The sequence below is a fragment of the Actinomadura barringtoniae genome (genome assembly GCF_017573505.1).
GTDB lineage: Bacteria > Actinomycetota > Actinomycetes > Streptosporangiales > Streptosporangiaceae > Spirillospora > Spirillospora barringtoniae.
This window is the reverse complement of record NZ_JAGEOJ010000010.1, coordinates 357,247-382,300: the sequence shown is the minus strand read 5'-3', so window position 1 is coordinate 382,300 and position 25,054 is coordinate 357,247. Positions and strand designations below refer to the sequence as shown.

Sequence of the window (25,054 nt, the reverse complement as noted above, 5' to 3'; positions counted from 1 at the left end):
ATTTGGCTCTGTAGTCACGAGTGAGGCCGACATGTCCGGCTACGTCAGGGAAGCCGCGCGCAACCCGTTCGTCCTGAAGATCTCGATGCTGGCGGCCCTCGGCGGCCTGCTGTTCGGGTACGACACGGGGGTCATCTCCGGCGCTCTGCTCTACATCAAGAAGGACCTGGACGCGGGCTCGCTCGCCCAGTCGTGGATCGTGGCGGGCCTGCTGGCGGGCGCGGTCGCTGGAGCCCTGGCCGGGGGCCGCCTCGCCGACTGGATCAGCCGCCGATGGACGCTGCTGATCTCCGGGGTCATCTACGTCGTCGCCGCGATCGCCTCCGGGCTCGCGCAGACGTCCGGCCAGCTGGTCGCCGCGCGGGTCGTCCTCGGGCTCGCGGTCGGCGCGGCCTCGGCGGTGGTGCCGCTCTACATCGCCGAGCACACCCCGCCGAAGATCCGCGGCGGCACGGTCTCCTACAACCAGCTGATGATCACCATCGGGATCCTGGTGGCGTACCTGGTCAACTTCGCCCTCCGGAACGTGGCGGACGGCTGGCGCTGGATGCTCGCGCTCGGCGCGGTCCCCGGGGTGGTCCTGGTGCTGAGCATGCTCGTCGTCCCGTACTCGCCCCGCTGGCTCATGCAGCGCGGCCGCCGCGAGGAGGCCCGCGGCGTCCTGGCGCGCACCCGGCGGGCGGACGAGGTGGACGCCGAGCTCGACGGCATCGAGACCGTCGTCCGGCAGGAGCGCCGCAGGGGCTTCCGCGAACTGTTCGGGACGCGGCTGCGGCCCCTCATGATCATCGGCATCGGGCTGGCGGTCGTCCAGCAGGCCGTCGGGGTCAACACCGTCGTCTACTTCTCGCCGACGATCCTCACCTACACCGGGCTCAAGGCCAACGACGCGATCGCGCAGGCGGTCACCGTGGGGATCACCAACGTGGTGTTCACCGTCGTCGCGATCGTGCTGCTCGACCGGATCGGGCGCCGCACGCTGCTGATCGTCGGAACCGTCGGCCTCACGATCGGGCTGGCTCTGCTGGCGACGTTCTTCGGCCTGGGCTGGCAGGGCGAGGCGCCGTGGGTGGCGCTGGTCGCCCTGCTTCTCTACATCGCCTCGTTCGCGGTCGGGCTCGGGCCGGTCTTCTGGCTGATGATCTCCGAGATCTTCCCGCAGACGCTGCGCGGCCGGGCCATGGCGGTCTGCACGCTCTTCAACTGGGCGGCCAACTTCGTGGTGTCGTACTACTTCTTGCAGCTCATCGACGCCATCGGCCGGGCCTGGACGTTCTGGCTGTACGCGGGGCTGGCGGTCGCGGGCATCGTCTTCTTCGTCGTCCGCGTCCCCGAGACGCGAGGCCGCAGTCTGGAGCAGATCGAGCACGAGCTCGGCGGCTCGGGCGCCTCCGGGCGGCCTGCAGGGGCCGTTCAATTCCACTCTTGATTTCTGCGCCGCCAGAAAGTCCCCTCGTCAGCCGGGGTCGTTCATGGATCTCTCATATTCGACCCAGCCGATTCTCAGAATCCGCCGTTTGGCTTCCGCATCACCACCCCCTCATGAAGGGACTCCAAGCCAATGACGGATCCAGAGTCACAGCGGACCGGCGCGGTCAGCAGGCGCGCCGCGCTGGCGGCGGCGGGCGGTACGGGCCTCGGCGCGCTCGGCATCGCCGCGGCGGGCTCGGCGCTCGCGAGCCCGGACACGCGCGCCGCCCCGGCCGTCCAGGCCGCCGCCACGGGCGGGCACGGCCATGCGCCCGCGTGCGTGCTGTCGCCGGAGGTCACCGAGGGCCCGTACTACCTGGACTACGAGATGGTCCGGCGCGACATCACCGAGGACCGCCCCGGCGTGCCGCTGCTCCTGCGCACCACCGTCGTCGACTCGCGCACCTGCCGTCCGCTCCCGCGCGCGGCGCTCGACATCTGGCACTGCGACGCGGTCGGCGTCTACTCCGGCTACAGCTCCGGTCCGCCCGGCGGCCCGGGCGGACCTGGCCCGGCTCCGACCGGCACTCCGACGGGGACCCCGACGGGCATGCCGACCGGCGGCCCGCCCCCGGGCGGCGGTCACCAGGATCCCGACAACGACCTGACCTACCTGCGCGGCGTGCAGCTCACGAACGGGCACGGGACCGCCGAGCTCCGCACGATCTTCCCCGGCTGGTATCAGGGGCGCGCGCTGCACATCCATCTGAAGGTGCACGTCGGCGGCAGGATCGACCGTAAGAAGAAGACCTATGAGGGCGGCCACGTCAGCCACACCGGCCAGTTCTTCTTCGCCGAGGACGTCGCCACGCAGATCGAGAAGCTCGACCCTTACAAGTCCAACACCGCAAAGCGCGTCCTGCTGAACGAGGACGGCATCTACAAGCAGGCGAACTCGGGCCTGCTCACGATCCGCCCCCTCTTCCGCGGGAATCCCGCCCGGGGCCTGCTCGCCACGATCACCGTCGGCGTCGACCCGGCCGCCACGCCCGCGGGAGTCTGAGCCCCTCCGACCGGCCGGCCGGCCGTCGCTCACCCGGCGGCCGGCCGGTCTCCCGTTCAGGCGGCGGGCCGGGGCTCGCCGCCCGCGTGCTCCAGGGGCGGGAACATCCCGGCCGGGTCGCCGCCCGTGACGTACAGGCCGACGATGAACGCGGCGGTCGCCTCCAGCTGGGCGGCGCGGTCGAGGCCGCCGCCGTACAGCGGCTCGCAGCCCAGATCGCGCACCAGCCGTTCGGCCCTCTCCAGGCCGCCGTCGGCGCAGATCGGCACGCCGAGCGGGCGGCCGTCGAACTCCACCGGCGTGCGCCGCCAGACGCTCTCGTGGCACAGGTTGAACGCCTTGACCACGTGCGCGCCGGGCGCGGCGTCGGCGATCGTTTGCGCCGCGCTGGGGACCGCCTGGGCGAACGCCGGCGGCTCGAAGGTGTTGGTGCAGTCGATCACCACCCGGCCCGCCAGCGCGCCAGCGACCTGATCAAGGACGTCGCGTACGGCGGGGAAGGCGACCGCCATCAGGACCGCCTCGCCGAACTCGGCCGCCTCGCGCAGTGTCCCGCCGCCCACCGCGCCGATCTTGTCGGCCAGCGCCGCCGCCTTGGCCTCCGTACGGGCGCCGACGAACACCTCGTGGCCCGCCCGCACCCACTGGCCGCCCAGCGCCTCGGCCATGTTCCCCGAGCCCAGAATCCCGATCCGCATGTTCGCCTCCCGGTCGATTACCGTGTCGATCAGGACGTTAGGCAGGCCGATAGGCACCATCTGGTGCGCAACGGAGGGGGCAGCATGGAGCGCGTGAAGTCGATGGAACTGCTCGCCGACTGCCAGACGCGCCTCGGCATCGACCTGCTGTCGGGCACGTGGACCGGCGTGGTGCTGTGGTCGCTGCGCGACGGGCCGCTGCGCCCCGGCGAGATGCGCGACAGCATCGGCGGCATCAGCCAGAAGGTGCTGACCGAGACGCTGCGCCGCCTGGAGTTCAACGGGCTGGTCGACAGGCGCCGCTACGCCGAGGCTCCCCCGCGCGTGGAGTACGAGCTGACCGAGGCCGGCCGGGGCCTTCTGGGGCCGCTGCGAGCCCTCGGCGAATGGTCCGCGCGCTACGCCGACGACGTCATGGAGGCACAGTCGTCGCGCCTCACCGATTTCGTCTGACGGAGCCTTTACGATCTCCGGGAACTTCCCCCCTGGAGTATCGCCGTGCGTACGGAAGAACGGATCGGCCCCTACCGCGTTCTCGAAGAGATCGGGGTCGGCGGCATGGGCGAGGTCAGCCTCGCGCGCGATGCCGAGGGCCGTGCCGTGGCGGTCAAGGTGCTCCATCCGGCGATCGCGCGCGACGAGATCTGCCGGCGGCGGATGGAACGCGAGGTCTCGACCATGCGGCGGGTGCGCAGCCCGTACATCGCCGAGGTCGTCGACGCCGACTTCAGCGGGCGCCGCCCCTACATCGTGACCCGCTACGTGCAGGGCCGGACGCTGGAGGAGGTCGTCCGTGACAACGGCCCGCTGCGCGGCGCGGCGCTGACCCGCGTGGTCACCGGGCTGGCGCGGGCGCTGGCGGCGGTCCACACCGCCGGGGTGGTGCACCGCGACGTCAAGCCGGCGAACGTGGTGCTCGCGGACGGCGACCCGGTGGTGATCGACTTCGGGCTGGCGCACGTGCTGGACGCGACCCGGCTGACCCTGACCGGCACGGCGATCGGCACGCCCGGCTACCTGGCCCCCGAGATCCTGGACGGCGAACGCGCCGAGCCCGCCGCCGACGTCTTCTCCTGGGCCGCGACCGTCGTCTTCGCGGCGACCGGCCGTTCGCCTTACGGGAGCGGGCCGCCGGAGGCCGTCTTCTCACGGGTGCTGCGCGGGCGCCACGATCTGAGCGGCCTTCCCCGCTCGCTCGTTCCGCACGTTCAGGCGGGGCTGGCGCTCAGCCCTGAGCGCCGTCCGTCGTCGCCGGAGCTGCTGGAACGCCTGGCCAGGAGCGCTACCTCCCTGGTCACGCCGCCCGCTCCGCCGAGCTCGCCCCGGGTTTCCGCCTCGCCGGAACGGGCCGCCCCTGCGGCGCCGCGTCGCGGGGCACATCCGCTGCGGGCCCCTGCGCTGGCCGTGCTGCCCGCGTTGAGCCAGGTCGCGCCCACGCTGGCCGCGGCCCTGGCGCTGGTCGGCTTCCTCTCGCTGTACGTGCGCGACGCGGGCAAGCGGATGCGGAATCGGATCACGGCGGCGGACGGCACCTGGTTCGGGCGCGTGCGGGCCCGGCTCGCCGCGCTGGTGGCGTTGCCGCTGGAGCTGTCGCTGCGTACGGCGATCCTGTCGGCGGCGGGCGCGCTCGCCTACCTGGCGATCTTCCTGCCGCTGCACGCGCTGTGGCCGGATCCGCGCGCGGTGACGCTGCCGTTCGGGGCACTGGCCGTGCTGCCGGTGCTGCTGCGCGGACGGCGTGGGCGGCGCGGACGGCACGCGATGTGGCTGGCGCTGGCGGCCGTGCTGCTGGCCAGCGCCGTGCTGGCGGCGCCGGCCCCGCTGTGGTGGCCGCTCCCCACGATCAGCGGCCCTTGATCAGCGGCCCGTGATCAGCGGCCCGTGAACTTGGCCTTGCCGGGGCCTTCCTCGACGAAGCTCTTCATGCCGTCGCGCTGGTCGTCGGTGGCCCACAGCGCCGAGAACTGCAGGCGCTCGATCTCCAGGCCGGCGTCCAGGTCGACCTCCAGGCCGCTGTCGATGGCGCGCTTGGCGGCGCGCAGGGCCAGGGCCGGTCCGCCGACGAACGTCGCGGCCCACTCGCGCGCGGCCGTGTAGACGTCCTCATCGGGGACTACGCGGTCGACCAGGCCCATCGCCAGCGCCTCGTCGGCCTTCACGTGCCGCCCGGAGAAGATCAGGTCCTTGGCCTTGGACGGCCCGACCAGGCGGCTGAGCCGCTGGGTGCCGCCCGCGCCCGGGATGATGCCGAGCTGGATCTCGGGCTGGCCGACCTTGGCGCCCGCGCCCGCCACCCGGAAGTCGGCGGTGAGGGCGACCTCCAGGCCGCCGCCGAGCGCGTAACCGGTGATCGCGGCGATGACCGGCTTGGTGATCGCCGCCAGCTCCCTGGTGAACTCCTGCAGCAGCCGCGAGGGCCGCCCCGACATCCCGGCGAACGTCAGCTCGGCCATCTCCTTGATGTCGGCGCCCGCCGCGAAGACCTTCTCGCCGCCGTAAATGATCACCGCGGCGACGGCGTCGTCCTCGGTGACCTGTCGCGCCGCCTCGATCAGCTCGCGCTGCATCCGCGCGTTGAGGGCGTTCATCTTCGGCCGGTCCAGCCGGATCGTCCCGATCCCGTCCTCGACCTCGACCCGTACGAACTCGCCCACACCGACCTCCGAATTGACGCTCGTCACGCTCACCTGCCTGGCCGCATCGAGCCTAACCCGCTCTTGGTTCCGGGCCTCCCGGTGGCTAGCGTTTCCGCCATGACCCCGGCCCAGCTGCGCGCGTACGCCGCGGTGGTGCGGCTGGGCTCGGTCAGGAAGGCGGCGGCCGAGCTGGAGGTGACCGAGGCGGCGGTGTCGCTGCACATCCGGCAGCTGCGGCGCGAGCTCGGCGACCGGCTGTTCACGCGGACCGCGTCCGGGCTGGCGTTCACGCCCGGCGGGCTGCGGCTGGCCAGCCGCGCCACCGAGCTGCTGAACCTCCAGGAACGCACGATCGTCGAGGTGAGCCAGGCCGGGTCGGGGCGGCGGCTGCTGCGGATCGCCGCCTCCAGCCTGTTCGCGGAGTACGCGGCGCCGGGCCTGATCGAGCTGTTCGCGGGGCGGGCCGCCGATCTCGACGTGGAGCTGAGCGTTCAGGATCCGCGACGGTTCGGCGCGCTGCTGCGCAACCGGGCCGTGGACGTGGCGATCGGGCCGCCGCCGCAGGGACCGGCGGACGAGGCGCTGGCGGTCAAGCAGTTCGTCGCCTACCAGGTGGTCCTGGTCGCCGGGCCGGAGCATCCGCTGGCCGGGCACCAGGGCGACGCGGCCCGGCTGCGCGAGCAGACCTGGCTGCTCGGCCCGTCGGCGGCGGGCGGGAACGGCGCGGTCCAGTCGTTCGTGCAGCGGATCCGGGTGCCGGAGGCCCGGCAGCGGATCTTCCAGAGCCACTCGGCGGCGCTGGAGGAGGCCATGCGCAACAACGGCGTCGCACCGGCCGTGCGTTTCGCGGTGAACGGCGACCTGTCCAAGGGGCGCCTGGTCCGGATCGCGGGGCCGGGTCTGCAGGCCGATGGCGCGTGGACCACGATGACGATGGCCGGCCAGGCCGCTCCGCCTGCGGCCTCGGAACTGGTCCGCTTCGCGACGACGCCCCGCGCCATCCAGGCGATGCTGCGAGGAACGGGCGTGGGCGCCGGCCGGTTCCGTCCCGCCATCCACGTCACCCTGTGGAGCTGACCCCCAACCACGCCGATCTTGCTCTCAGCGCCCTTCCACGCCCGATTTGGGGGCGCTGAGAGCAAGATCGGCGAACGTGAGCGCCTCGCGGAGGGCGGCGAAGGTGTGCGCGGGGAGCATGAGGTCGCAGTACGGCAGGGCCGCGGCCATCGTGGAGACACGGGGTTCGTAGCCGGGGGCGGCCGCCCTCGGGTTGAGCCAGACGATGGTGTGGGCGCGGCGCTGGAGCGCGGCCATCGCGGCGGCCAGGGCCTCGGGCGGGTCGCCGTCCCAGCCGTCGGAGGCGATGAGCACGATCGCGCCGCGCACCGTACCGCCGTGATGGGAGGCCAGCAGGGTCGTGACGGCGGTGGCGATGCGGGTGCCGCCGAACCGGTCGGTGACCTTCTCGGTGGCCTGCGCGACGGCGGTCTCGGCCGACTGCCGGGTCAGCACGGCGGTGAGCCTGGTCAGCGTGGTGGCGAACGCGAAGACCTCCGCGTCCGCGACCACCGCGAGGGCGCGCATGAGGTGCAGGTAGGCGGCGGCCTGCGCCTGCATCGAACGGCTGACGTCGCACAGCATCACCACGCGGCGCGGGCGGTCGCGCGGGCTCTCCCGGACGAGGTCGAGCGGCTCGAAGCCGGTGCGGCGGGCACGGCGGAGGGTGGCGCGCAGCGCGACGCGGCGGCCGTGCGGCTGAACGACGCGGCGGCGGCCCCGGCGGACCGGCCAGTCGGCGCGTACCTCGGCCAGCCACTGGCCGAGGCGGTCCAGCTCGGCCGGATCGAGCTCCTCGAACGGGGTGTCCGGGTCGCCGTGCCGCGCGGTCGGCAGGTGGAGGGGTGTCGTGCGTTCGGCGGCTGAGGCGGGCGCCTGTGTCGAGCCGGAGGGGACGGCGAGCGTCGCCCACGGCAGGCCGTTCACCTCGGCCGGGCCCTTCGCGGTCCCTGCTGAGCGGCCGGAACGGCGCGCCCGCAGGGCATGTTTGCGGTCGGGGTGGCGCGGGTCGGGTGCCAGGTCCCCGAAGACCTCCGCGAAGACCTGGTCAAAGGCGGCGAGCTCGCCGTGCCGCCTGACCAGGGTGATCCGCGCGGCCCAGTAGAGCCGCTGCCGCGTCTCGGGCGGGCAGGCGCGCAGCGCGCCCGTGAAGTCGGCCATCGCGGTCATGCCGACCGGGACCCCGCGTTCGCGGAGCCTGCGGACGAGCGCGGTGGCGAACTCGGCGCGGTCCATGTCACATGGCGACGAAGATCACGATCAGCACGATGACCACCACCAGCACGATCGCCGGCGGGATCAGCCGCTTGACGATCGGCCAGCGCGCCACGCCGAGGAGGTTCACCGGCTCCTGCTCCGGTTCGGGCTCGGCCTCGGGCAGGGCGTGCGTGGGCTTGTAGGCCGGCGCGGCCGCGCCGGCGTCCGCCGAGGCGTGCGCGGGGGTGTACGCGGGCTCTTCGGGCGAGGGAGCCGGAGCCGGGACCTGGGCTTGGGCGGGCTCGGATTCGGGCTGGGGCCCGGGTTCGGGCTCGGCGGCCAGCCGCTTCTCCAGGCAGTCGACGAACTGGCCGAGGAGCTTGGCCGAGACCTCCTTCATCATCCCGCTGCCGAACTGGGCGACCTTGCCGGAGATCTTCAGCTCGGTCTCGACGGTGACCACCGTACGGTCGCCGTCCTCGCGCATGGACGCGGTGATGAGGGCGCTCGCCGCGCCCGCCCCGCGCGAGTCGCGGCCGCCCGCGTCGATCACCGCGCGGTGCGCCTTCTCATCCTTCTCGGCGAAGCGGGCGGTGCCGCGGTAGACCGCGACGATGGGGCCGATCTTGACCTTGATGGTGCCGGAGTGCACGCCCTCCCCGTCCACGCCGGTCAGCTGCGCGCCGGGCATGCAGGGCGCGATGGCCTCGAGGTCGGTCAGCTCCGCCCAGGCTCGTTCCAGCGGGACGGTGACGGCGAACTCCTGGTCGATGCGCATGGTCACATCACCTCCGTGGCAGGTCGGCCAGGGCTCGGCCGATCAGGTCGCGGTCGTCGGGGGTCTTGGCGATGGCGCCGATCGTGGTGGCGGCGCCGGGGTGGGTCAGGTCGGCCGCGCCGAGGGCCGACAGCGCCGCCACCCAGTCGATGGCCTCGGCGAGGCCCGGCGCCTTGTCGAGGTCGAGTCCGCGCACGCGGCCGACGAAGCCGGTCGCGGCCTCGATCAGCGGCTCGTGCGCGGCCGGAACGAGCCGCCGCAGGATCTCGGCGGCGCGGGCGGCGTGCGGGAAGTCGATCCAGTGGTAGAGGCAGCGGCGGCGCAGCGCGTCGTGCAGGTCGCGGCTGCGGTTGGAGGTCAGGACGACGTACGGGGGCCGGGACGCGGTGAACGTGCCGATCTCGGGAACGGTCACCGCCGCCTCCCCGAGGAACTCCAGCAGCAGCGCCTCGAACTCGTCGTCGGCCCGGTCGATCTCGTCGATCAGCAGTACGGGCGGGCGTGGTCCGTCGTGCCGCACGGCGGCGAGGATCGGCCGTTCCTGGAGGAACTCTGCGGTGAAGAGGTCGGCGTCGGTGAGCGAGACGTGGCGGGACTCGGCGAGCCGGATGGCGAGCAGCTGCCGCTGGTAGTTCCACTCGTACAGGGCCTCGCTCGCCGTCAGGCCCTCGTAGCACTGCAGGCGGATCAGGGGCGTGCCGAGCGCGGCGGCCAGTGCCTTGGCCGCCGTCGTCTTGCCGACGCCGGGCTCGCCCTCCAGCAGCAGCGGCCGTCCGAGCGCGAGCGCGAAGTACAGCGCCGCCGCCATCCCCTCGTCGACGAGGTAGTCGCACGCGTCGAGGCGTTCGCGCACGTCGTCCGGATCGGTGAACGGCGGCTTCATCGCGGCCGGCCGGACAGCAGGGCCTGGTAGTCCTGGTCGGTGTCGACGTCACGCGGCACCGGCCCGTCGACCGGCGTCTCGTTCACCGCGTACCGCCCCGAATGCAGCAGCTTCCAGACGGCCTTGTCGCCGTGCAGCACGCGCAGGTCGCCGAAGATCTCCCGGTCGAAGCGGAACGGATGGCCCAGCTCATCGCCCGAGTAGCGGCAGACACCGATCGGGCCGCGCAGCCGCCGCACGTCCTCCGGATCGATCCCGGGCTGGTCTCCGAGCAGCAGCACGACCGCGTCGGCTCGCGGATCGACGGCGTCCATCGCGTGGGCGATCGACGATCCACAGCCCGTTCCGTAGTCGGGGACGTCCACCGGCTCGCAGCCGGAGAGGTCGACCACTTCCCTGACCTGCGTCGCCGCCCCGCCGAGCGTCACCAGCAGCTGGTCGAAGCCGCAGGACCGCGCCATCGTCAGCGTCGCGTCCAGGAGCGTGCGTCCGCCGTACGGCAGCAGTTGCTTGGGCCGCCCGAGCCGCCGGGACGCGCCCGCCGCGAGGACCAGGCCGGTGACGAACACGCCCTCACTCATGCCCTCACCGCCGCCCGGCATGTGCGCGCAGGCAGCCCGGTCCGCAGAACCAGACGTCCCGCCCGCCCTCGGCCGTCAGATGCGGGGTGCCGGGCCCGATCGTGACCGTCATCCCGCACACCGGATCGACCGCCGTGCGCGGCTCGGCCACCGGCTCGGCCTCCGGCTCCGTCACGGGCTCGGAGACGAGTTCGCCGGAACGGAGCGCGGCGACGATCTCGGCGAGGATCGACAGCGCGATCTCCGGGGCCGTACGGGCGCCGATCGCGAGCCCCGCCGGAGTGTGGATGCGGCGGCGTTCCTCCTCGGTCAGGTCCAGCTCCGCGAGCACGGCCGCGCCGCGCCGACGGCTCGCGACCAGGCCGATGTAGCGGGCCCCGGCGTCGAGCGCGGCCCGTACGGCCTCCGGCTCGTCGCCGCGCCCGTGCGAGGCGATCACCACGGCGGCGGCCCCGGCCGGTCCGTCCGTACGCGCCGTGAAGTCGATCGACCCGGCCAGCTCGGCGACCGCGACGGCGATCGGCGAGTCGCCCGCCACGTACAGCACGGGCGGCGGCAGCAGCGGCTTCAGGAAGATCTCCAGCGCGCCGCCGGACAGACAGGGGTTGACCACGACCTGCGCGCCCGGCGAGTCCGGGAACGCCATCGCGTCCTCGGGCAGCACGCGCAGCAGCACGGCCTCGCCGTTCCGCAGCGCGCCGAGCGCGGCCGTCCGCACCGAGCTCTCCGCGCAACGCCCGCCGACGAACCCCTCGATCGACCCGTCCGGCAGCACGATCGCGTCGTCGCCCGGGCACACGGACGCGGGAACCTGCGTGCGGACGACGACCGCGTGCACGAACGGCACCCGTTCACCGGTCAGCTCCCGCATCCGCGCGGTGAGGTCGGCGGGCATCAGATCGGCGGGGTGGGACGGCCCTGCATGGCGTCCCACACGCGTGACGGGGTGAGCGGCATGTCGGCGTGCCGGATGCCGAACGGCTTGAGCGCGTCCACGACGGCGTTCACGATCGCGGGCGGCGAGCCGACCGTCGCCGACTCCCCCACGCCCTTGGCGCCGATCGGATGGTGCGGCGACGGCGTGACGGTGAAGCCGGTCTCCCAGTCCGGCACCTCCAGCGCGGTCGGGATCAGGTAGTCCATCAGCGAGCCGCCGAGGCAGTTGCCCTCCTCGTCGAACGCGATGATCTCCATCAGCGCCATCCCGACGCCGTCGGTGAGCCCGCCGTGCACCTGCCCCTCGATGATCATCGGGTTGATGCGGGTGCCGCAGTCGTCCACCGCGACGAACCGCCGCACCTTCACCTGCGCGGTGCCCGGGTCGATGTCGACGACGCAGATGTAGGCGCCGTGCGGGTAGGTCAGGTTGGACGGGTTGTAGCAGATCTGCGCCTCAAGGCCGCCCTCGATGCCCTCCGGCAGATCGCCCGCGCCGTGCGCGCGCATCGCGATCTCCTGGATCGTGACCGCCTTCTCCGGGTCGCCCGCCACGTGGAAGGAGCCCTTCTCCCACTCCAGGTCGGCGACCGACACCTCCAGCATCCCGGACGCGATGATCCGCGCCTTGTCCCGTACCTTCCGGGTGACCAGCGCGACCGCCGCGCCCGACACCGGCGTCGAACGGCTGCCATAGGTGCCGAGGCCGAACGGCGTCTGGTCGGTGTCGCCGTGCACCACCTCGATGTCGGCGGGCGGGATCCCGATCTCCTCGGCGACGATCTGCGCGAACGTCGTCTCGTGGCCCTGCCCCTGGGACTGGACCGACAGCCGGACGACGGCCTTGCCGGTCGGATGGACGCGCAGTTCGGCGCCGTCGGCCATGCCGAGCCCGAGGATGTCCATGTCCTTGCGCGGACCGGCGCCGACCGCCTCGGTGAAGAACGAGACGCCGATGCCCATCAGCTCGCCGTTCTCGCGCTTCTGCTTCTGCTCGCGGCGCAGCTCGTCGTAGCCAGCGATGCGCATGGCCTCGCGCAGCGTCGGCTCGTAGTCGCCCGAGTCGTAGACCCAGCCGGTCTTGGTCGTGTACGGGAACTGCTCGGGCCTGATGAGGTTGCGCAGCCGCAGCTCGACCGGGTCCATGCCGAGCGCGTCGGCGAGGCAGTCCACGATCCGTTCGACCAGGTAGACGGCCTCGGTGATGCGGAACGAGCAGGCGTAGGCGACGCCGCCGGGCGCCTTGTTGGTGTAGACGGCGGTCATCTTGCAGTACGCCGCCTCCAGGTCGTAGCTGCCGGTGAAGACGCCGAAGAAGCCCGCCGGGTACTTGACCGGCGCGGCCGTTCCGTTGAACGCGCCGTGGTCGGCCAGCACGTTCGTGCGGATCGCCAGGATCCGGCCGTCCTGGGTGGCGGCGATCTCGCCGCGCATCACGTAGTCGCGGGCGAAGCCGGTGCTGATGAGGTTCTCCGAACGGTCCTCCATCCACTTCACCGGCTTGCCGGTGACCAGCGACGCGACGATCGAGCAGACGTATCCCGGGTAGATCGGCACCTTGTTGCCGAAGCCGCCGCCGATGTCGGGCGACACGACGCGGATCTTGTGCTCGGGCAGGCCGGAGACCAGGGCGTAGACGGTGCGGTGCGCGTGCGGGGCCTGGCTGGTGGACCAGAGCGTGAGCTTGCCGTCGATGCGGTCGTAGTCGGCGACGCAGCCGCAGGTCTCCATCGGCGCCGGGTGCACGCGCGGGTAGACGATGTCCTGGCTGACCACGACGTCGGCCTCGTCGAAGACCCGGTCGGTCTCGGCCTCGTCGCCGGTCTCCCAGTCGAAGCAGTGGTTGTCGGCCTTGCCGTCCAGGTCGTCGCGGATCACCGGCGCGTTCGGGTCCAGCGCCTTGCGCACGTCGATCACCGGGTCGAGCGGCTCGTACTCGACGTCGATCAGCTCCAGCGCGTCGCGCGCCGCGTAGCGGTCCTCGGCCACCACGAAGGCGACCTCCTGGCCCTGGAAGCGGACCTTGTCGGTCGCCAGCACGGCCTGCACGTCGTTCGACAGCGTCGGCATCCAGGCCAGGTTCTGTTCGGCCAGCATCGCGCCCGTGACGACCGCCTTCACCTTCGGGTACGCCTCGGCGGCGGTGGTGTCGACGCTCAGGATGCGGGCGTGCGCGAACGGCGAGCGCAGGATCGCCAGGTGCAGCATGCCGGGCAGCTGCAGGTCGTCCACGAAACGTCCGCGGCCCCGGATGAAGCGGGGGTCCTCCTTGCGGAGCATGCGGCCGTGGCCGACCGGCTTCTGGTCGTTGTTCTCGGGGAGGGTCGCGGTCATGACACGGCCTCCTGCTGCTCCTGCTGGGCTTGCTGCTCTTGCTGGGCTTGCTGCTCTTGCTGCGCGGCCCGGCGTACGGAGCGGACGATCGTGGCGTAGCCCGTGCAGCGGCAGATCTGCCCCGAGATCGCCTCGCGGATCTCGCCGTCGGACGGGTCGGGATTGCGGTCCAGCAGGGCCCGGGTGGTCATCATCATCCCCGGCGTGCAGAAGCCGCACTGGAGCCCGTGGCAGGCCATGAAGCCCTCCTGGATCGGATCCAGGACCCCGTCGCGTTCCAGGTCCTCCACGGTGCGGACGTCGTGCCCGCCCGCCATCGCGGCCAGCACGGTGCACGACTTGACCGGCTCGCCGTCCATCCACACCACGCACGTGCCGCAGTTGCTGGTGTCGCAGCCCCAGTGGGTGCCGGTCAGCGCCAGATGGTCGCGCAGGAAGTGCACCAGCAGCAGCCGGGCCTCGATCTCCCTGGTGACCGATTCGCCGTTGACGGTCATCGTGACCTGCATCGTCAGCGCCCTTCCGCTCGTACGGCCCGTTCGACGGCCCGGCGCAGTGCCCGCCGGGTGAGCTCCTTGGCCAGGTGCAGCTTGTAGTCGCGGCTGCCGCGCATGTCGGTGACCGGGTCGCAGCCCCGCGCCGCCAGGTCCCCGGCCCGTTCGAACAGCTCGTCCGAGGGCGCCTGGCCGCGCAGCTCGGCGGAGATCGCCGGGATGCCGGTCGCGTTCGGGCCCGCGGCGGCCAGCCCGACCCGCGCGTCCTCGATCAGGCCGCCGTTCAGCCAGACCGCCGCGCCGGCCGACAGGATCGCCCAGTCCCCCGCGCGGCGCTCGACCTTCTCGTACGCGCTGGACCCGCCCGGCCGCACCGGGATCCTGACCTCGACCAGCATCTCCCCCTCGCCGACGGCCGTCTCGTACGGGCCGCGGTAGAACTCGGCCATCGTCACGACCCGCTCGCCGCCGCTGCCCCGGATCACGCACGAGGCGTCCACCGCGCTGCAGACGGCCGACAGGTCCTCCGACGGGTCGGCCTGGCAGAGCGAACCGCCCAGCGTGCCGCGGTTGCGCACCACCGGGTCGGCGATCACCCGCTCGGCGTCCCTGAAGATCGGGAAGAGCTCGTTCAGCGGATCGGACTCCAGCAGCTCCCGGTGCCGCGTGAGCGCCCCGATCCGCACCTCCGACGCGCCGGTACGGACGTAGCCGAGCACGCCGTACAGGTCGTTGATGTCGATCAGGTACTCGGGGTTGGCCAGGCGGAGCTTCATCATCGGCAGCAGGCTGTGACCGCCCGCGAGCAGCCGGGCTTCACCGCCCAGCCGTTCCAGAAGGCCGATCGCGTGCTCGACGCTGGTGGCGCGCTCGTACTCGAACGGGGCTGGTACCTGCACGTGAGACCCCTTTCCGGCCGGCGGAGGGTACCTCGCAGTGCACGCCCGGTCCGGCGGGGTGTCAACGGCAACCTAAGCAAACGCTTAACCCCGGGTTGTCCGACCGCGCTGGTAACTTCGGTGGCCGGTTCATCGCAGCACTCCGGGGATCTCGTTCATGCTCGTCTCGCACGCCACCTGGCACGGCGGTGCCCTCTGCCTCTGGGCCGAGCGCACCGGCCGCTACGAGCCCGACCCGGACGTCCATCCGTACGCGACCCGCGACTTCACCGGGACCTCCTACGAGCCGCTGACCAGGGGCGCGTTCCGCATCGAGCTCACGATGGCGCTGCCCACCCACGACGACCACCCGGCCCCGTCCGCCGAGCTGGGACCCGAGCCGTACGAGGGCGACCCGGAGCTCCGCGAGTGGCGCATCCCCGCCCTGGTCCTGGAGCCGCTCGCCGCCATGGCCCTGCTCCAGGCCGCCGAGGACAGCGGCGACGTCATCCCCGGCACCGACCTGCGCTACCTGTGCCTGCTCGCCGACGAGGCCGCCCACCTCACCGCCCGCGGCCTGGTCCTGCCCTCCCTCCTGCGCGAGGACGGCGACCTGATGGCCCGCTGGCGCCCGGTCATCGACGACACCGCCCGCTTCCGCGCCCTGGTCGAGGCCATGCCCGCCGCCTGCCGCGCCGCGGACGGCGGACGCCCCGCCGCCGAGGTCCTGCGCGAGGCGCTGTCCGGTCTGGTCGACACCATCGTCCGAGGCACCGTTCCGCACCCTCTCCTGCCGCCCCGCCGCGGCAAGGTCCCCGACCGCGTCCCCCTGTCCGAACGCTGGTTCGAGGCGCTGACGGGCCCCAACCCCGCCATCGCCCGCGAGCCCCACGACAACCCCGACGAGCTGATCGCCGAGCTGGACGCCTGGGCCGCCGCGGCCCGCCGCCCCTCCGGCCCGCTCCGCGTCTGCTTCCGCCTGGCCGAGCCCGGCGCCGAAGAGTTCACGACCGAGGAACAAGAGCTCTTCCCCGACGAGAAACCTGAGCCGGCAGAGCCCGACGGCTGGCGAGTCGAGTTCGCCCTCCAAGGCACTGAGGACCCGAGCCTCTACGTCCCCGCCGCCATGGTCTGGTCGGGCGACGCCACCTCCGTCGCCGGCGCCGAGGAGACCCTCCTCGCGGGCCTGGGCCGCGCCCTGCGCCTCTTCCCCGACATGGCCCCCGCCCTCGACTCCCCCATCCCGGCCGAGGTCACCCTCGACACCGCCGGGGCGTTCCGCTTCCTCCGCCAGGCCGCCCCCATGCTCGCCGCCGCGGGCTTCGGCGTCCTGCTCCCCCAATGGGCGGGCAAGGCCAAGCTCGGCATGAAGCTCACCACCCGTACCGACGAGCCGGCCGAGGGCTCGGGCGCCGCCGCCTCCTCCGGCTTCGACCTGCGCGGCCTGGTCGGCTTCCGCTGGGACCTGGCGATCGGCGAGGAGACCATCGACGAGGCCGAGCTCGAGGAGCTGGCCCGCCTCAAGACCCCCCTCGTCCGCCTGCGCGGCCAATGGGTCGAGCTCGACGAGGAGCAGCTCGAGGCCGCCCTCGACTTCCTGCGCCACCCCCGTACCGGCAAGATGACCGCCGCCCAGGCCATGCAGGCCGTCATCCACGCCGGCGAGGAGCACCTCCCCCTCACGCAGGTCGACGCCGACGGCACCTTCGGCGACCTCCTCTCCGGCGAGGCCGACCGCCGCCTCCAGCCGATGCCCTCTCCCGAGGACCTCAACGCGACGCTCCGCCCCTACCAGGAACGCGGCCTGTCCTGGCTCACGTTCATGAACGACCTTGGCCTCGGCGCCCTCCTCGCCGACGATATGGGGCTCGGTAAGACCGCCCAGACCCTCGCGTTGCTGGCGCACGAGCGCGAGAACGGCAAGCAGCCCGCGCCGACGTTGCTCGTCGGGCCGATGTCGCTGGTGGGGAACTGGCAGCGGGAGGCGGCCAAGTTCACGCCGAAGCTGCGGGTGTACGTGCATCACGGGACGGGGCGGCATCGGGGCGAGGACCTCGTCGAGGCGGTGCGGCGGGTGGATCTGGTGCTGACGACGTACGGGACGGCGGCGCGGGACGCGGAGATGCTCGCCGAGATCGAGTGGGAGCGGGTCGTCTGCGACGAGGCGCAGGCGCTGAAGAACAGCGGGACGCGGCAGGCCAAGGCGGTGCGGTCGATTCCGGCGCGGAGCCGGATCGCGCTGACGGGCACGCCGGTCGAGAATCACCTGACCGAGCTGTGGTCGATCATGGAGTTCGCCAACCCGGGGCTGCTCGGGCCCCGGGCCGTGTTCCGGGAGCGGTTCGCGGTGCCGGTGGAACGGGACGGGGACGAGCGGGCGGCCCTCGCCTTGAAGCGGGCGACGCAGCCGTTCATCCTGCGGAGACTGAAGACCGACAAGTCGATCATCTCGGACCTGCCGGAGAAGCAGGAGATCAAGGTCTACTGCAACCTGACGACCGAGCAGGCCTCGCTCTACCAGGCGACCGTGGACGACATGCTCGCGCAGATCGCCGAGGCGGACGAGAAGCAGCGGCGCGGGCTGGTGCTGGCGACGATGGCCAAGCTCAAGCAGGTCTGCAACCATCCGGCGCATCTGCTGAAGGACGGCTCGCGGTTGCAGGGGCGGTCGGGGAAGCTGGAACGGCTGGAGGAGATCTGCGAGGAGGTCACCGAGCAGGGCGAGAAGGCTCTGGTGTTCACGCAGTACGCCGAGTTCGGGTCGATGCTCCAGCCCTATCTCGCGTCGCGGCTGGACCGGCCGGTGCGGTGGCTGCACGGCGGGACGTCCAAGCAGCAGCGGGACGAGCTCGTTCAGCACTTCCAGGAGGACCCCGAGCCGGGGATCTTCCTGTTGTCGCTCAAGGCGGCCGGGACCGGGCTGACGCTGACGGCGGCCAACCATGTGGTGCACGTGGACCGGTGGTGGAATCCGGCCGTCGAGGATCAGGCGACCGACCGGGCGTTCCGCATCGGGCAGACCAAGAACGTGCAGGTCCGCAAGTTCATCTGCGTCGGCACGATGGAGGAGCGGATCGACGAGATGATCGAGCGCAAGAAGGCGCTCGCCGAGTCGATCGTGGGCACCGGTGAGGACTGGCTGACCGAGCTGTCGGTCGCCGAGCTGCGCGACGTGCTGCGGCTGTCGCCCGAGGCGGTGAGCGACTGATGGCCGACTTCTCCGAATACGGCCCGCCGCGGCCGGTCGAGGACGGGCTCAAGGCGATGTCGCGGCGCGGGTCGATCGGCGCCGAGTGGTGGTCGCGGCGGTTCATCGACCTCGTCGAGTCGTTCGCCGACACCGGGCGGCTGCAGCGGGGCCGGGCGTACGCGCGCAAGGGCCAGGTGATCAACCTGCGCGTGCATCCGTACGAGGTGACCGCGCGGGTGCAGGGGTCGCGGGAGGAGCCGTACGAGGTCGCGCTCGGCATCGACGCGATCGAGGAGCGGGACTGGCGCGACATCGAGGCGGCGCTGGCCTCGCGCGCGGTGTTCCGGGCGCGGCTGCTGGCGGGCGAGATGCCGCCGGAGATCGAGGAGGTCTTCGCCGAGTTCGGCCTGTCGCTGTTCCCCGAGGCGGCCGCCGACCTGCACCTGATGTGCAGCTGCCCGGACTGGGGCGACCCGTGCAAGCACTCGGCCGCCGTCCTTTACCTGCTGGCCGAGCAGTTCGACCGCGACCCGTTCCTGATCATGGAGTGGAACGGGCGCACCAAGGAGCAGCTGCTGACCGCGCTGCGGCGGCGCCCGGCGGGCGAGCCCGACCCGTTCGAGATGGACGAGGCGCCGCTCACCGCCGAGGGCTTCTGGACACCGCCGTCGGGACTCGCGCGGCTGCGGGAGAGGCCGCCCGCACCTCCCGTTCCACCTGGATTTATCCTTCAGGTGGCAACACCGCCGCCGATCCGGATCCGCCGCCGCGATCTCACCGATGTGCTCGCTCCCGCCTACGAGGCGCTCGCTCCCGAGGAATAGCCCTTGCCTCAGCTCGTCCCGCCGACCCCTGACGTGCACGCCTCGTTCATCGCCGCGATGGACGAGTTCGCCGAAGAGGGGCGCGGCGATCCCGCCGACGCCAGCGTCCTGGGCCGCGAACTGCGCCTGAACGGGCCGACCTGGCGCGAGCCCGGCGCGTTCGAGCAGTTCGTCGAGGGCCTGATCGCGCAGGAACGGGAGGAGACGCCCCGCCCCGACGGCTTCGTGCCGAGCACGACGCTGTGGTGGGTGGAGGGCGACGCCTTCATCGGCCGCATCGTGGTGCGCCACCGCCTGACCCAATGGCTGCTCGACGTCGGCGGCCACATCGGCTACGACGTGCGCCCGTCCGCACGTGGCCAGGGCCACGCCACCCGCATCCTGAACGCCGCGCTCCCCACCGCCCGCCGCCTGGGCGTCGACCCGGCCCTGCTGACCTGCGACGATGACAACATCGCGTCCCGGAAGGTGATCGAGGCCAACGGCGGCGTCTTCGAGGACCAGCGCGGTGTCAAGCTGCGCTACTGGGTCCCGACGTCCTGATAGACCGGTCCTGATGGACAGAATCCTCATCGCGGGGATCTCTGGCGCCGGGAAGACGACGTTCGCGCGCACCCTCTCGGCCCGGCTCGATCTCCCGCGCTACGAACTGGACGCCCTGCACCACGGCCCCGGCTGGGTGAAGCGCCCCGAGTTCGAGGCCGACGTCGAGGCGTTCAGCTCCGGCCCGCGCTGGGTGACCGAGGACCAGTACAGCCGCTTCCTGGGCGACCTGCTGTGGGACCGCGCCGACACGGTCGTCTGGCTGGATCTGCCGCGCCGCACGGTGATGTGGCGCGTCATCCGCCGTTCCGTCGTACGCGCCGTGACGCGGAGCGAGCTGTGGAACGGCAACCGCGAGAACTGGCGCGACTGGCTGGACCCCGAGCACCCCATCCGCTGGGCCTGGTCCGGCCACGCCGCCAAGCGCGAGGCCGTCGCCGCCCGCATCGCCCGCCACCCGAACATCAAGGTCATCCGCCTCCGTACGCCCCACCAGGCCCGCCGCGCCCGCCGCCACCTCCCCGCCCAGGCCGCGACTCGGCGTTGAATCAATCTCCGTCCCCCGCGCAACATTGCGGTGCGCCTCGGCAGTAGTACGGGCGAGGACGAGGGCCGAGGAGAGCGGATGGAGTTCCGGGAGTACGTGGCGCAGCGGTCGTCGCGGTTGCGGCGCACCGCCTACCTGCTGTGCAGGGACTGGGCGACCGCCGAGGACCTGGTGCAGAGCGCCCTGACCAAGGCATGGCTGGCGTGGGGCAGGGTCGGCGACGATCCGGATCCGTACGTGTACCGGATCCTGGTGAACACCCACGCCTCCTGGTGGCGGCGCAGGTGGCGCGGCGAGGTCCCGACGGCGCGGATGCCCGACCAGGTCGATCCGCACGCGCCGAACGTGGAGGACCGCGCGGCGCTGTGGGCGGCGCTCGGCAGGCTCGGCAGACGCGAACGGGCGGCCGTCGTGCTGCGCTACTTCGACGACCTGGACCACGCCACGATCGCGCGGATCCTCGGCTGCGAGCCGGTGACCGTGCGCAGCCAGATCAGCAGGGCGCTGGCCAAGCTGCGCGTCGATCCGGAGATCGCCGGGATCACTGAGAGCGCGCCCGTACGAGAGGAGGCCTGACCGCCATGCCGTTCACCGAACAGGACCTGCGCGAGCTGCTCGTCGACCATGGCGGCACGGAGCCCGCACCCGCGTTCCTGCTGGCCGAGACCGTCGAACGCCGAGGTCGCCGTGTGCGGCGCCGGCTCCGTGTCACCGCCGTCACCGCGGGGGCGGCAGCGGTGGCCTGCGCGGCGACCGCCGTCCTCGTGCTGCCGGGGCTCGGCGACCATGAGGTGCCGGGTCCGCTGACGACGTCAGAAGTGGCGCCGCCGAACGACGACGTCCTGAAGTCCGGCCCGGTGCAGCGGGCCATCAAGAGCGTCGTGAAGCTGACCGCGACCGCGCCGCAGTGTCAGCGGCGGATCGACGGCACGGGGTTCGTGTACGCCCCACGGCACGTCATGACGAACGCGCACGTGGTCGCGGGCTCCCAGGGCACGGTCAAGGTACGGTCCGTGGCCGGGAAGCAGCAGGAAGCCCGTGTGGTCCTGTACGACCCGGTGAAGGACATCGCCGTCCTCTATGTCCCGGGGTTGACGGCGGCCCCGCTCGCGTTCACCCCCAGAGCGAGTGTGGGCGACGACGCGGCGGTGGTGGGCTTCCCCAAGGGAGGGCCGCTGACCGCGTCCGCCGCCAGGATCCGCGCCCGCCAGACCGCCACGGGCCTGGACATCTATCACCGGAGCAGGGTCAGCCGCGAGATCTACACGATTCGCGGGCACATGGAACCCGGCGACGCGGGCGGCCCGCTCCTCACTCCGCAGGGAACTGTCCTCGGCATGAACTTCGCCGCCGCCCTCGATACGGAAACACCGACCGCCTACGCGTTGACCGCCGGGCAGGTCGCATCGGCCGCCCAGCAGGCCAGGAACGCCACCGCGCCGGTCTCGACGGAGGGCTGCTCAGACTGAAAAGGCCTCTTATCAGCAGGGCGCCGAGCGCGCTACGGTGGCGCAGATCTTGGAGGTCCCCCGTGCGCCGTATCGCCCTGACCGTCGGTTCCGCCCTGCTCGCCACCTCGCTGGCGCCCGCCGCGCACGCGTCCACCGGCGCGTTTACCGCCGCGTCCACCGCCGCGCCCGGCACCGTCGTGTCGGTGTCGCCGCTGCCCGCTCCCCTGTGGCTGCCCGGCACGGGCTCGGCGCACCGCGTGACGTACGTGTCGACCGACTCGTCCGGCAAACGGGCGCTGAGCAGCGGCGCGATGTTCACGCCCAAGGGCAAGGCGCCCCGCGGCGGCTGGCCGGTGGTGTCCTGGACGCACGGAACGGTCGGGATCGGCGACTCCTGCGCCCCCTCGACCGCGGGCCGTTCCGAACGCGACATCACCTACCTGACCACGTGGATGGCGCGCGGCTACGCGATCGTCTCCAGCGACTACATCGGCCTCGGCACGCCGGGCGTCCACCCGTACCTGGACGGCCGTACCGCCGCGCACTCGGCCGCCGACATGGTCCGCGCCGCGCGACATGTCGACAAGTCGCTGGCCCGCAAGTGGGTGGCGATCGGCCAGTCCCAGGGCGGCCACGCGGCCCTGTTCACCGCCGCGACCGCCCCCAAGTACGCCCCCGACCTGGACTTCCGTGGCGCCGTGGCGACCGGTCCGCCCTCCAACCTCGAGAGCATCGTCTCCCTCGCGGGTCCCTACATCCCGAACATCCCGCTGCCCGACCTGACCGCGTACACCGCGTACATCCTGGCCGGCCTGCGCGCGGCCCGCCCGGGCCTCAACCTGGACCGTTACCTCACCCCGCTGGGCAAGCAGGTCGTCAAGGACGCCGAGAACCTCTGCTACGACCCCATGGTCAAGCGCACCGAGGGCATCGGCATCGGGCAGCTCCTCAACCGTTCCCTCTTCGACGCCACGTTCTTCACCAACCTCCGCGGCATCATGGAGGTCCCTCTCACCGGCTACACCCGCCCGTTCTACATCGGGCAGGGCATGGTCGACACCACGGTCCCGATCCCGCTCACCCTCAAGCTGGTGGCCGCCCTCAAGGCCCGCAGCGTCAACTTCACCTTCAAGGCCTACCCCGGCGCCGACCACAGCGGCACCATGGCGGCCTCCCTCCCCGACACCACCAAGTTCGTGGCCGCCCTCTTCGCCCACTAGGCAAGGCGGAAGGGCAGGGGGCGTCAGCCGTTGTTCGCTCGCTTCACTACGTAGGGTCCCGCGATGGCACCGGCTATCGCCAGGAGGGGCGGGAAGAGCGCCACCAGCCTGAGCATGTTCGTGCCGCCCAGCAGGAAATGGCCTACCGCCCCGCCGACGACCTCCAGGAAGAAGCCCCCGAGCAGGCCGGCGATGAAACCCAGCAGGATGGATCCGATCGTCTTCATGATGGCTCGCCTCTCGACTCGTCCGGCGTATGAGTCGATGGTGCGCGGGCGGCGGCCGCACGGGGATCCGGCGCGGGAGGGCACCTGCCCTACGCGTCTGGCGTAGGGCAGGTGGCCTAGATACGCCCAGGGATGTAGACGGGTGGAAGGCCGAACTTGGCGAGCAGGTCGGCCCCTCCGGCGAAGACGATGATCCGCTCGATGCCCGTTGATGTGGCGTCCAGAACGCCCAGGCCGAACGCCTCGTAGGCGTCGCCGACCCGGCGGTAGGCGCCAGCGGCGGGCTGTCCGTTGGCCTGGACCGGGATCATCTTCCAGTCCCCCGGCTCACCGATCACGCGCATGAGGTAGCGCAGGCAGGTGACGCGGCCGGAGAACCAGGTGCGCGTTCCCACCATCTCGATCGACGCGTCCGACCGCAGTGCTCGTTCCAGCGCTTTGACGTCGGCGTTCTCGAAACCGGTGATGTAGAGCTCGAGGAGCTCTTGGGACTGCGGGTCCGTCGGCTCGGTCAGCTCGGAAGGGGTGGCTTGATCGAGAGCGGTCCGGGCTCGTTGCAAGGAGCTCTTGACCGCCGTGACCGTTGTTTCGAGCATCTCGGCGACCTCGGCCGCGGGGAAGCCGAGCACCTCGCGCAGCAGGAAGGCCGCGCGCTGCCGCGCGGGCAGGTACTGCAGGCTCGCGATCAGCGCCAGCCGCAGTCCCTCGCGGGCGGCGATGATCGCCGCGGGGTCGGCGATCGGCTCCAGCCAGGGCACGCCGTCCTCAGGGAGAACGGGACCATCGGGATCGTCGCTCGGCCCGCCCAGGCCGGACGGCAGCGCACGCCGTCCGGCCCGCTTCAACGCGGTCAGGCACGCGTTGGTGGCGATCCGGTAGAGCCAGACCCGTACCGACGACCGGCCCTCGAACTCCCCGAACGAGCGCCATGCCCGCAGGTAGGTCTCCTGCACGAGGTCCTCGGCCTCGTCGGCCGCCCCGAGCATCCGGTAGCAGTGCGCCAGCAGCTCACGCCGGTACGGCTCCGTGCACTCGACGAACTCTTCGGAAACAGCCATCACAGTCCCAGCCGGGGACGACCCCAGTCGCCCATCCTGCGGATCGCGTCGTCGGCCTCGGGCGCCCGGCCCGCGGCCATCTGGAACGTGTGCTGCATCTCCGGGAAGACGTCCAGCCGCACCTCGACTCCCGCCTTCGCCGCACGCGCCTCAAGGGCGTGGCCGTCGGCCAGCAGCACCTCGTCCCCGCCCATCTGAATGTAGATCGGCCCCAGCCCGGCCAGGTCCCCGTACAGCGCATTGGCCAGCGGGTGCCGCGGATCGTCGGTGAACAGGTCCACCAGCGCCTTCACCACGTCCGTGGTGAAGAACGCGTCCGAGTCCCGGTTGGTCTCGTAGGTCTCCCCCGCCACCTCCATGTCCACCCACGGCGAGATCAGCATCGCCGCCCCGGGCAGCGGCAGCCCGAGCTCCCGCGCCCGCAGTTGAACGGTAATGGCCATGCCGCCTCCTGCGGAGTCCCCGACGAACGCGACGTGCTCCGCACTCACCCCCTGCTCGAGAAGCCATCCGTACACCGCCGCCGCCTCGTTCACCTGCGTGGGATGCCGGTGCTCCGGGGCCAGGTGGTAATCGAACACCAGCGCCCGCGCGCCGATGGCCTTCGCCAGGTGACCGAGCATCTTGCGATGCGAGTACATGGACCCGCTGATGAATCCTCCCCCGTGCATGAACAACAGCACCCGATCCTGCGCGGCCCCCTTCGGCGTCACCCACATGGCCGGAAGCCCGGCCGCCTCCGTCTCCACGTAGTCGACGCCTCTGGGCTCGGCGGTCAGGTTGCCCCAGGATTCGGTGTCCGGCTTCTCGTCCTCGGGCCACGAGGCCGCCTGCCGGGTCGTCGCCCAGTGCTTCTTGACCGCTTCCGACTGCTTGCTCGCCATCGTCCATCTCCCAACACCAGCGGCGCGCCGTCCGCGCCGATGACATAGAGACACCCGCCGTCTCCGAAAGGAATCGGTCCCGCCAGAACGCATCTGAAGCCAGAGGGCGGGCGATGAGAACGAGGGGGCGGGGCGGTCTGTATCGGGGAAGGCCGGTTGCCATCCG

At 72.1% G+C, this 25,054-nt stretch carries 25 protein-coding genes; 12 read left to right on the top strand and 13 right to left on the bottom strand.

Features of this window, described 5'->3' with window-relative positions; all coding sequences use genetic code 11:
- Window positions 1-31: 31 nt before the first annotated feature.
- The gene (locus tag J4573_RS25910; protein WP_208258416.1) at window positions 32-1,429 is read left to right on the top strand and encodes a sugar porter family MFS transporter; all 1,398 of its coding nucleotides are present in this window, start codon (window positions 32-34) and stop codon (window positions 1,427-1,429) included.
- 132 nt (window positions 1,430-1,561) lie between these two features.
- Entirely contained in the window at window positions 1,562-2,473 is a 912-nt protein-coding gene (locus J4573_RS25905; RefSeq protein WP_208258415.1) for an intradiol ring-cleavage dioxygenase, read from the top strand.
- A 56-nt stretch (window positions 2,474-2,529) separates the two neighbouring features.
- Here the strand turns inward: J4573_RS25905 and J4573_RS25900 are convergent, their stop codons facing one another.
- Window positions 2,530-3,171 carry an NADPH-dependent F420 reductase gene (locus tag J4573_RS25900; protein WP_208258414.1) on the bottom strand — a complete coding sequence of 214 codons (642 nt, stop codon included), beginning with the start codon at window positions 3,169-3,171 and terminating at the stop codon, window positions 2,530-2,532.
- Between the two features lie 84 nt (window positions 3,172-3,255).
- Between J4573_RS25900 and J4573_RS25895 the strand changes: the two genes are divergently transcribed.
- Window positions 3,256-3,624 carry a winged helix-turn-helix transcriptional regulator gene (locus J4573_RS25895; protein ID WP_243773536.1) on the top strand — a complete coding sequence of 123 codons (369 nt, stop codon included), beginning with the start codon at window positions 3,256-3,258 and terminating at the stop codon, window positions 3,622-3,624.
- A gap of 45 nt (window positions 3,625-3,669) precedes the next feature.
- On the top strand, window positions 3,670-5,028 hold the full coding sequence (locus J4573_RS25890; RefSeq protein ID WP_208258413.1) for a serine/threonine-protein kinase: 1,359 nt from the start codon (window positions 3,670-3,672) through the stop codon (window positions 5,026-5,028).
- Window positions 5,029-5,042: 14 nt separating this feature from the next.
- Here J4573_RS25890 and J4573_RS25885 read toward each other — a convergent pair whose 3' ends face one another.
- Window positions 5,043-5,825, bottom strand: a complete 783-nt coding sequence (locus tag J4573_RS25885; protein WP_208258499.1) for an enoyl-CoA hydratase/isomerase family protein — start codon at window positions 5,823-5,825, stop codon at window positions 5,043-5,045.
- A gap of 99 nt (window positions 5,826-5,924) precedes the next feature.
- Between J4573_RS25885 and J4573_RS25880 the strand changes: the two genes are divergently transcribed.
- The gene (locus J4573_RS25880) at window positions 5,925-6,884 is read left to right on the top strand and encodes a LysR family transcriptional regulator (protein ID WP_208258412.1); all 960 of its coding nucleotides are present in this window, start codon (window positions 5,925-5,927) and stop codon (window positions 6,882-6,884) included.
- A gap of 24 nt (window positions 6,885-6,908) precedes the next feature.
- Here the strand turns inward: J4573_RS25880 and J4573_RS25875 are convergent, their stop codons facing one another.
- The 8 genes from J4573_RS25875 to J4573_RS56195 are packed head-to-tail and all read right to left on the bottom strand — an operon-like array spanning window position 6,909 to window position 14,965.
- The gene (locus tag J4573_RS25875; protein WP_208258411.1) at window positions 6,909-8,099 is read right to left on the bottom strand and encodes a vWA domain-containing protein; all 1,191 of its coding nucleotides are present in this window, start codon (window positions 8,097-8,099) and stop codon (window positions 6,909-6,911) included.
- Window position 8,100: 1 nt separating this feature from the next.
- Window positions 8,101-8,838, bottom strand: a complete 738-nt coding sequence (locus J4573_RS25870; RefSeq protein ID WP_208258410.1) for an SRPBCC family protein — start codon at window positions 8,836-8,838, stop codon at window positions 8,101-8,103.
- A gap of 7 nt (window positions 8,839-8,845) precedes the next feature.
- Complete coding sequence (locus J4573_RS25865; protein WP_208258409.1) at window positions 8,846-9,721, bottom strand: AAA family ATPase; 876 nt, start codon at window positions 9,719-9,721, stop codon at window positions 8,846-8,848.
- On the bottom strand, window positions 9,718-10,302 hold the full coding sequence (locus tag J4573_RS25860; RefSeq protein WP_208258408.1) for a nucleotidyltransferase family protein: 585 nt from the start codon (window positions 10,300-10,302) through the stop codon (window positions 9,718-9,720). Before J4573_RS25860 ends, J4573_RS25865 begins: the two co-directional genes overlap by 4 nt.
- Before the next feature lie 4 nt (window positions 10,303-10,306).
- Window positions 10,307-11,236: an XdhC family protein gene (locus J4573_RS25855; RefSeq protein WP_307796885.1), complete on the bottom strand. Its 930-nt coding sequence runs from the start codon at window positions 11,234-11,236 to the stop codon at window positions 10,307-10,309.
- Window positions 11,197-13,572: an aerobic carbon-monoxide dehydrogenase large subunit gene (locus J4573_RS25850; protein WP_208258407.1), complete on the bottom strand. Its 2,376-nt coding sequence runs from the start codon at window positions 13,570-13,572 to the stop codon at window positions 11,197-11,199. Before J4573_RS25850 ends, J4573_RS25855 begins: the two co-directional genes overlap by 40 nt.
- On the bottom strand, window positions 13,569-14,081 hold the full coding sequence (locus J4573_RS25845) for a (2Fe-2S)-binding protein (RefSeq protein WP_208258406.1): 513 nt from the start codon (window positions 14,079-14,081) through the stop codon (window positions 13,569-13,571). Before J4573_RS25845 ends, J4573_RS25850 begins: the two co-directional genes overlap by 4 nt.
- A gap of 2 nt (window positions 14,082-14,083) precedes the next feature.
- Window positions 14,084-14,965, bottom strand: a complete 882-nt coding sequence (locus J4573_RS56195) for an FAD binding domain-containing protein (RefSeq protein WP_208258405.1) — start codon at window positions 14,963-14,965, stop codon at window positions 14,084-14,086.
- Between the two features lie 157 nt (window positions 14,966-15,122).
- On the opposite strand from J4573_RS56195, the gene J4573_RS25835 reads away from it, so the two are divergent.
- The 7 genes from J4573_RS25835 to J4573_RS25805 all read left to right on the top strand — a co-directional run bounded on the left by J4573_RS25835 (window position 15,123) and on the right by J4573_RS25805 (window position 22,719).
- A complete protein-coding gene (locus J4573_RS25835) occupies window positions 15,123-18,152 on the top strand; it encodes a DEAD/DEAH box helicase (RefSeq protein ID WP_208258404.1) in 3,030 nt (1,009 codons plus the stop codon).
- Window positions 18,152-18,958 (top strand): SWIM zinc finger family protein, encoded by an 807-nt coding sequence (locus tag J4573_RS25830; RefSeq protein WP_208258403.1) that lies wholly within the window; start codon window positions 18,152-18,154, stop codon window positions 18,956-18,958. Before J4573_RS25835 ends, J4573_RS25830 begins: the two co-directional genes overlap by 1 nt.
- 3 nt (window positions 18,959-18,961) lie before the next feature.
- Window positions 18,962-19,501 (top strand): GNAT family N-acetyltransferase, encoded by a 540-nt coding sequence (locus J4573_RS25825; RefSeq protein WP_208258402.1) that lies wholly within the window; start codon window positions 18,962-18,964, stop codon window positions 19,499-19,501.
- Window positions 19,502-19,514: 13 nt separating this feature from the next.
- A complete protein-coding gene (locus J4573_RS25820; RefSeq protein ID WP_208258401.1) occupies window positions 19,515-20,048 on the top strand; it encodes a P-loop NTPase family protein in 534 nt (177 codons plus the stop codon).
- 78 nt (window positions 20,049-20,126) lie between these two features.
- Entirely contained in the window at window positions 20,127-20,624 is a 498-nt protein-coding gene (locus J4573_RS25815) for a SigE family RNA polymerase sigma factor (RefSeq protein WP_208258400.1), read from the top strand.
- Between the two features lie 5 nt (window positions 20,625-20,629).
- Window positions 20,630-21,517: a MarP family serine protease gene (locus J4573_RS25810; protein ID WP_208258399.1), complete on the top strand. Its 888-nt coding sequence runs from the start codon at window positions 20,630-20,632 to the stop codon at window positions 21,515-21,517.
- A 62-nt stretch (window positions 21,518-21,579) separates the two neighbouring features.
- Window positions 21,580-22,719 carry an alpha/beta hydrolase family protein gene (locus tag J4573_RS25805; RefSeq protein WP_307796882.1) on the top strand — a complete coding sequence of 380 codons (1,140 nt, stop codon included), beginning with the start codon at window positions 21,580-21,582 and terminating at the stop codon, window positions 22,717-22,719.
- A 23-nt stretch (window positions 22,720-22,742) separates the two neighbouring features.
- On the opposite strand, the gene J4573_RS25800 is transcribed toward J4573_RS25805, so the two are convergent.
- The 3 genes from J4573_RS25800 to J4573_RS25790 all read right to left on the bottom strand — a co-directional run bounded on the left by J4573_RS25800 (window position 22,743) and on the right by J4573_RS25790 (window position 24,888).
- Window positions 22,743-22,946, bottom strand: a complete 204-nt coding sequence (locus J4573_RS25800) for a DUF5957 family protein (RefSeq protein ID WP_208258398.1) — start codon at window positions 22,944-22,946, stop codon at window positions 22,743-22,745.
- A 116-nt stretch (window positions 22,947-23,062) separates the two neighbouring features.
- Complete coding sequence (locus J4573_RS25795) at window positions 23,063-24,004, bottom strand: RNA polymerase subunit sigma-70 (RefSeq protein ID WP_208258397.1); 942 nt, start codon at window positions 24,002-24,004, stop codon at window positions 23,063-23,065.
- A complete protein-coding gene (locus tag J4573_RS25790; protein ID WP_208258396.1) occupies window positions 24,004-24,888 on the bottom strand; it encodes an alpha/beta hydrolase in 885 nt (294 codons plus the stop codon). Before J4573_RS25790 ends, J4573_RS25795 begins: the two co-directional genes overlap by 1 nt.
- Window positions 24,889-25,054: the final 166 nt, after the last annotated feature.

Coding starts and splice junctions, on each gene's coding strand:
- J4573_RS25790 (WP_208258396.1), bottom strand. CDS start 24,888: ATGGCGAGCAAGCAGTCGGAAGCGGTCAAGAAGCACTGGGCGACGACC.
- J4573_RS25845 (WP_208258406.1), bottom strand. CDS start 14,081: ATGCAGGTCACGATGACCGTCAACGGCGAATCGGTCACCAGGGAGATC.
- J4573_RS25910 (WP_208258416.1), top strand. CDS start 32: ATGTCCGGCTACGTCAGGGAAGCCGCGCGCAACCCGTTCGTCCTGAAG.
- J4573_RS25880 (WP_208258412.1), top strand. CDS start 5,925: ATGACCCCGGCCCAGCTGCGCGCGTACGCCGCGGTGGTGCGGCTGGGC.
- J4573_RS25820 (WP_208258401.1), top strand. CDS start 19,515: ATGGACAGAATCCTCATCGCGGGGATCTCTGGCGCCGGGAAGACGACG.
- J4573_RS25795 (WP_208258397.1), bottom strand. CDS start 24,004: ATGGCTGTTTCCGAAGAGTTCGTCGAGTGCACGGAGCCGTACCGGCGT.
- J4573_RS25830 (WP_208258403.1), top strand. CDS start 18,152: ATGGCCGACTTCTCCGAATACGGCCCGCCGCGGCCGGTCGAGGACGGG.
- J4573_RS25865 (WP_208258409.1), bottom strand. CDS start 9,721: ATGAAGCCGCCGTTCACCGATCCGGACGACGTGCGCGAACGCCTCGAC.
- J4573_RS25905 (WP_208258415.1), top strand. CDS start 1,562: ATGACGGATCCAGAGTCACAGCGGACCGGCGCGGTCAGCAGGCGCGCC.
- J4573_RS25800 (WP_208258398.1), bottom strand. CDS start 22,946: ATGAAGACGATCGGATCCATCCTGCTGGGTTTCATCGCCGGCCTGCTC.
- J4573_RS25815 (WP_208258400.1), top strand. CDS start 20,127: ATGGAGTTCCGGGAGTACGTGGCGCAGCGGTCGTCGCGGTTGCGGCGC.
- J4573_RS25870 (WP_208258410.1), bottom strand. CDS start 8,838: ATGCGCATCGACCAGGAGTTCGCCGTCACCGTCCCGCTGGAACGAGCC.
- J4573_RS25900 (WP_208258414.1), bottom strand. CDS start 3,171: ATGCGGATCGGGATTCTGGGCTCGGGGAACATGGCCGAGGCGCTGGGC.
- J4573_RS25850 (WP_208258407.1), bottom strand. CDS start 13,572: ATGACCGCGACCCTCCCCGAGAACAACGACCAGAAGCCGGTCGGCCAC.
- J4573_RS25835 (WP_208258404.1), top strand. CDS start 15,123: ATGCTCGTCTCGCACGCCACCTGGCACGGCGGTGCCCTCTGCCTCTGG.
- J4573_RS25810 (WP_208258399.1), top strand. CDS start 20,630: ATGCCGTTCACCGAACAGGACCTGCGCGAGCTGCTCGTCGACCATGGC.
- J4573_RS25895 (WP_243773536.1), top strand. CDS start 3,256: ATGGAGCGCGTGAAGTCGATGGAACTGCTCGCCGACTGCCAGACGCGC.
- J4573_RS25875 (WP_208258411.1), bottom strand. CDS start 8,099: ATGGACCGCGCCGAGTTCGCCACCGCGCTCGTCCGCAGGCTCCGCGAA.
- J4573_RS25860 (WP_208258408.1), bottom strand. CDS start 10,302: ATGAGTGAGGGCGTGTTCGTCACCGGCCTGGTCCTCGCGGCGGGCGCG.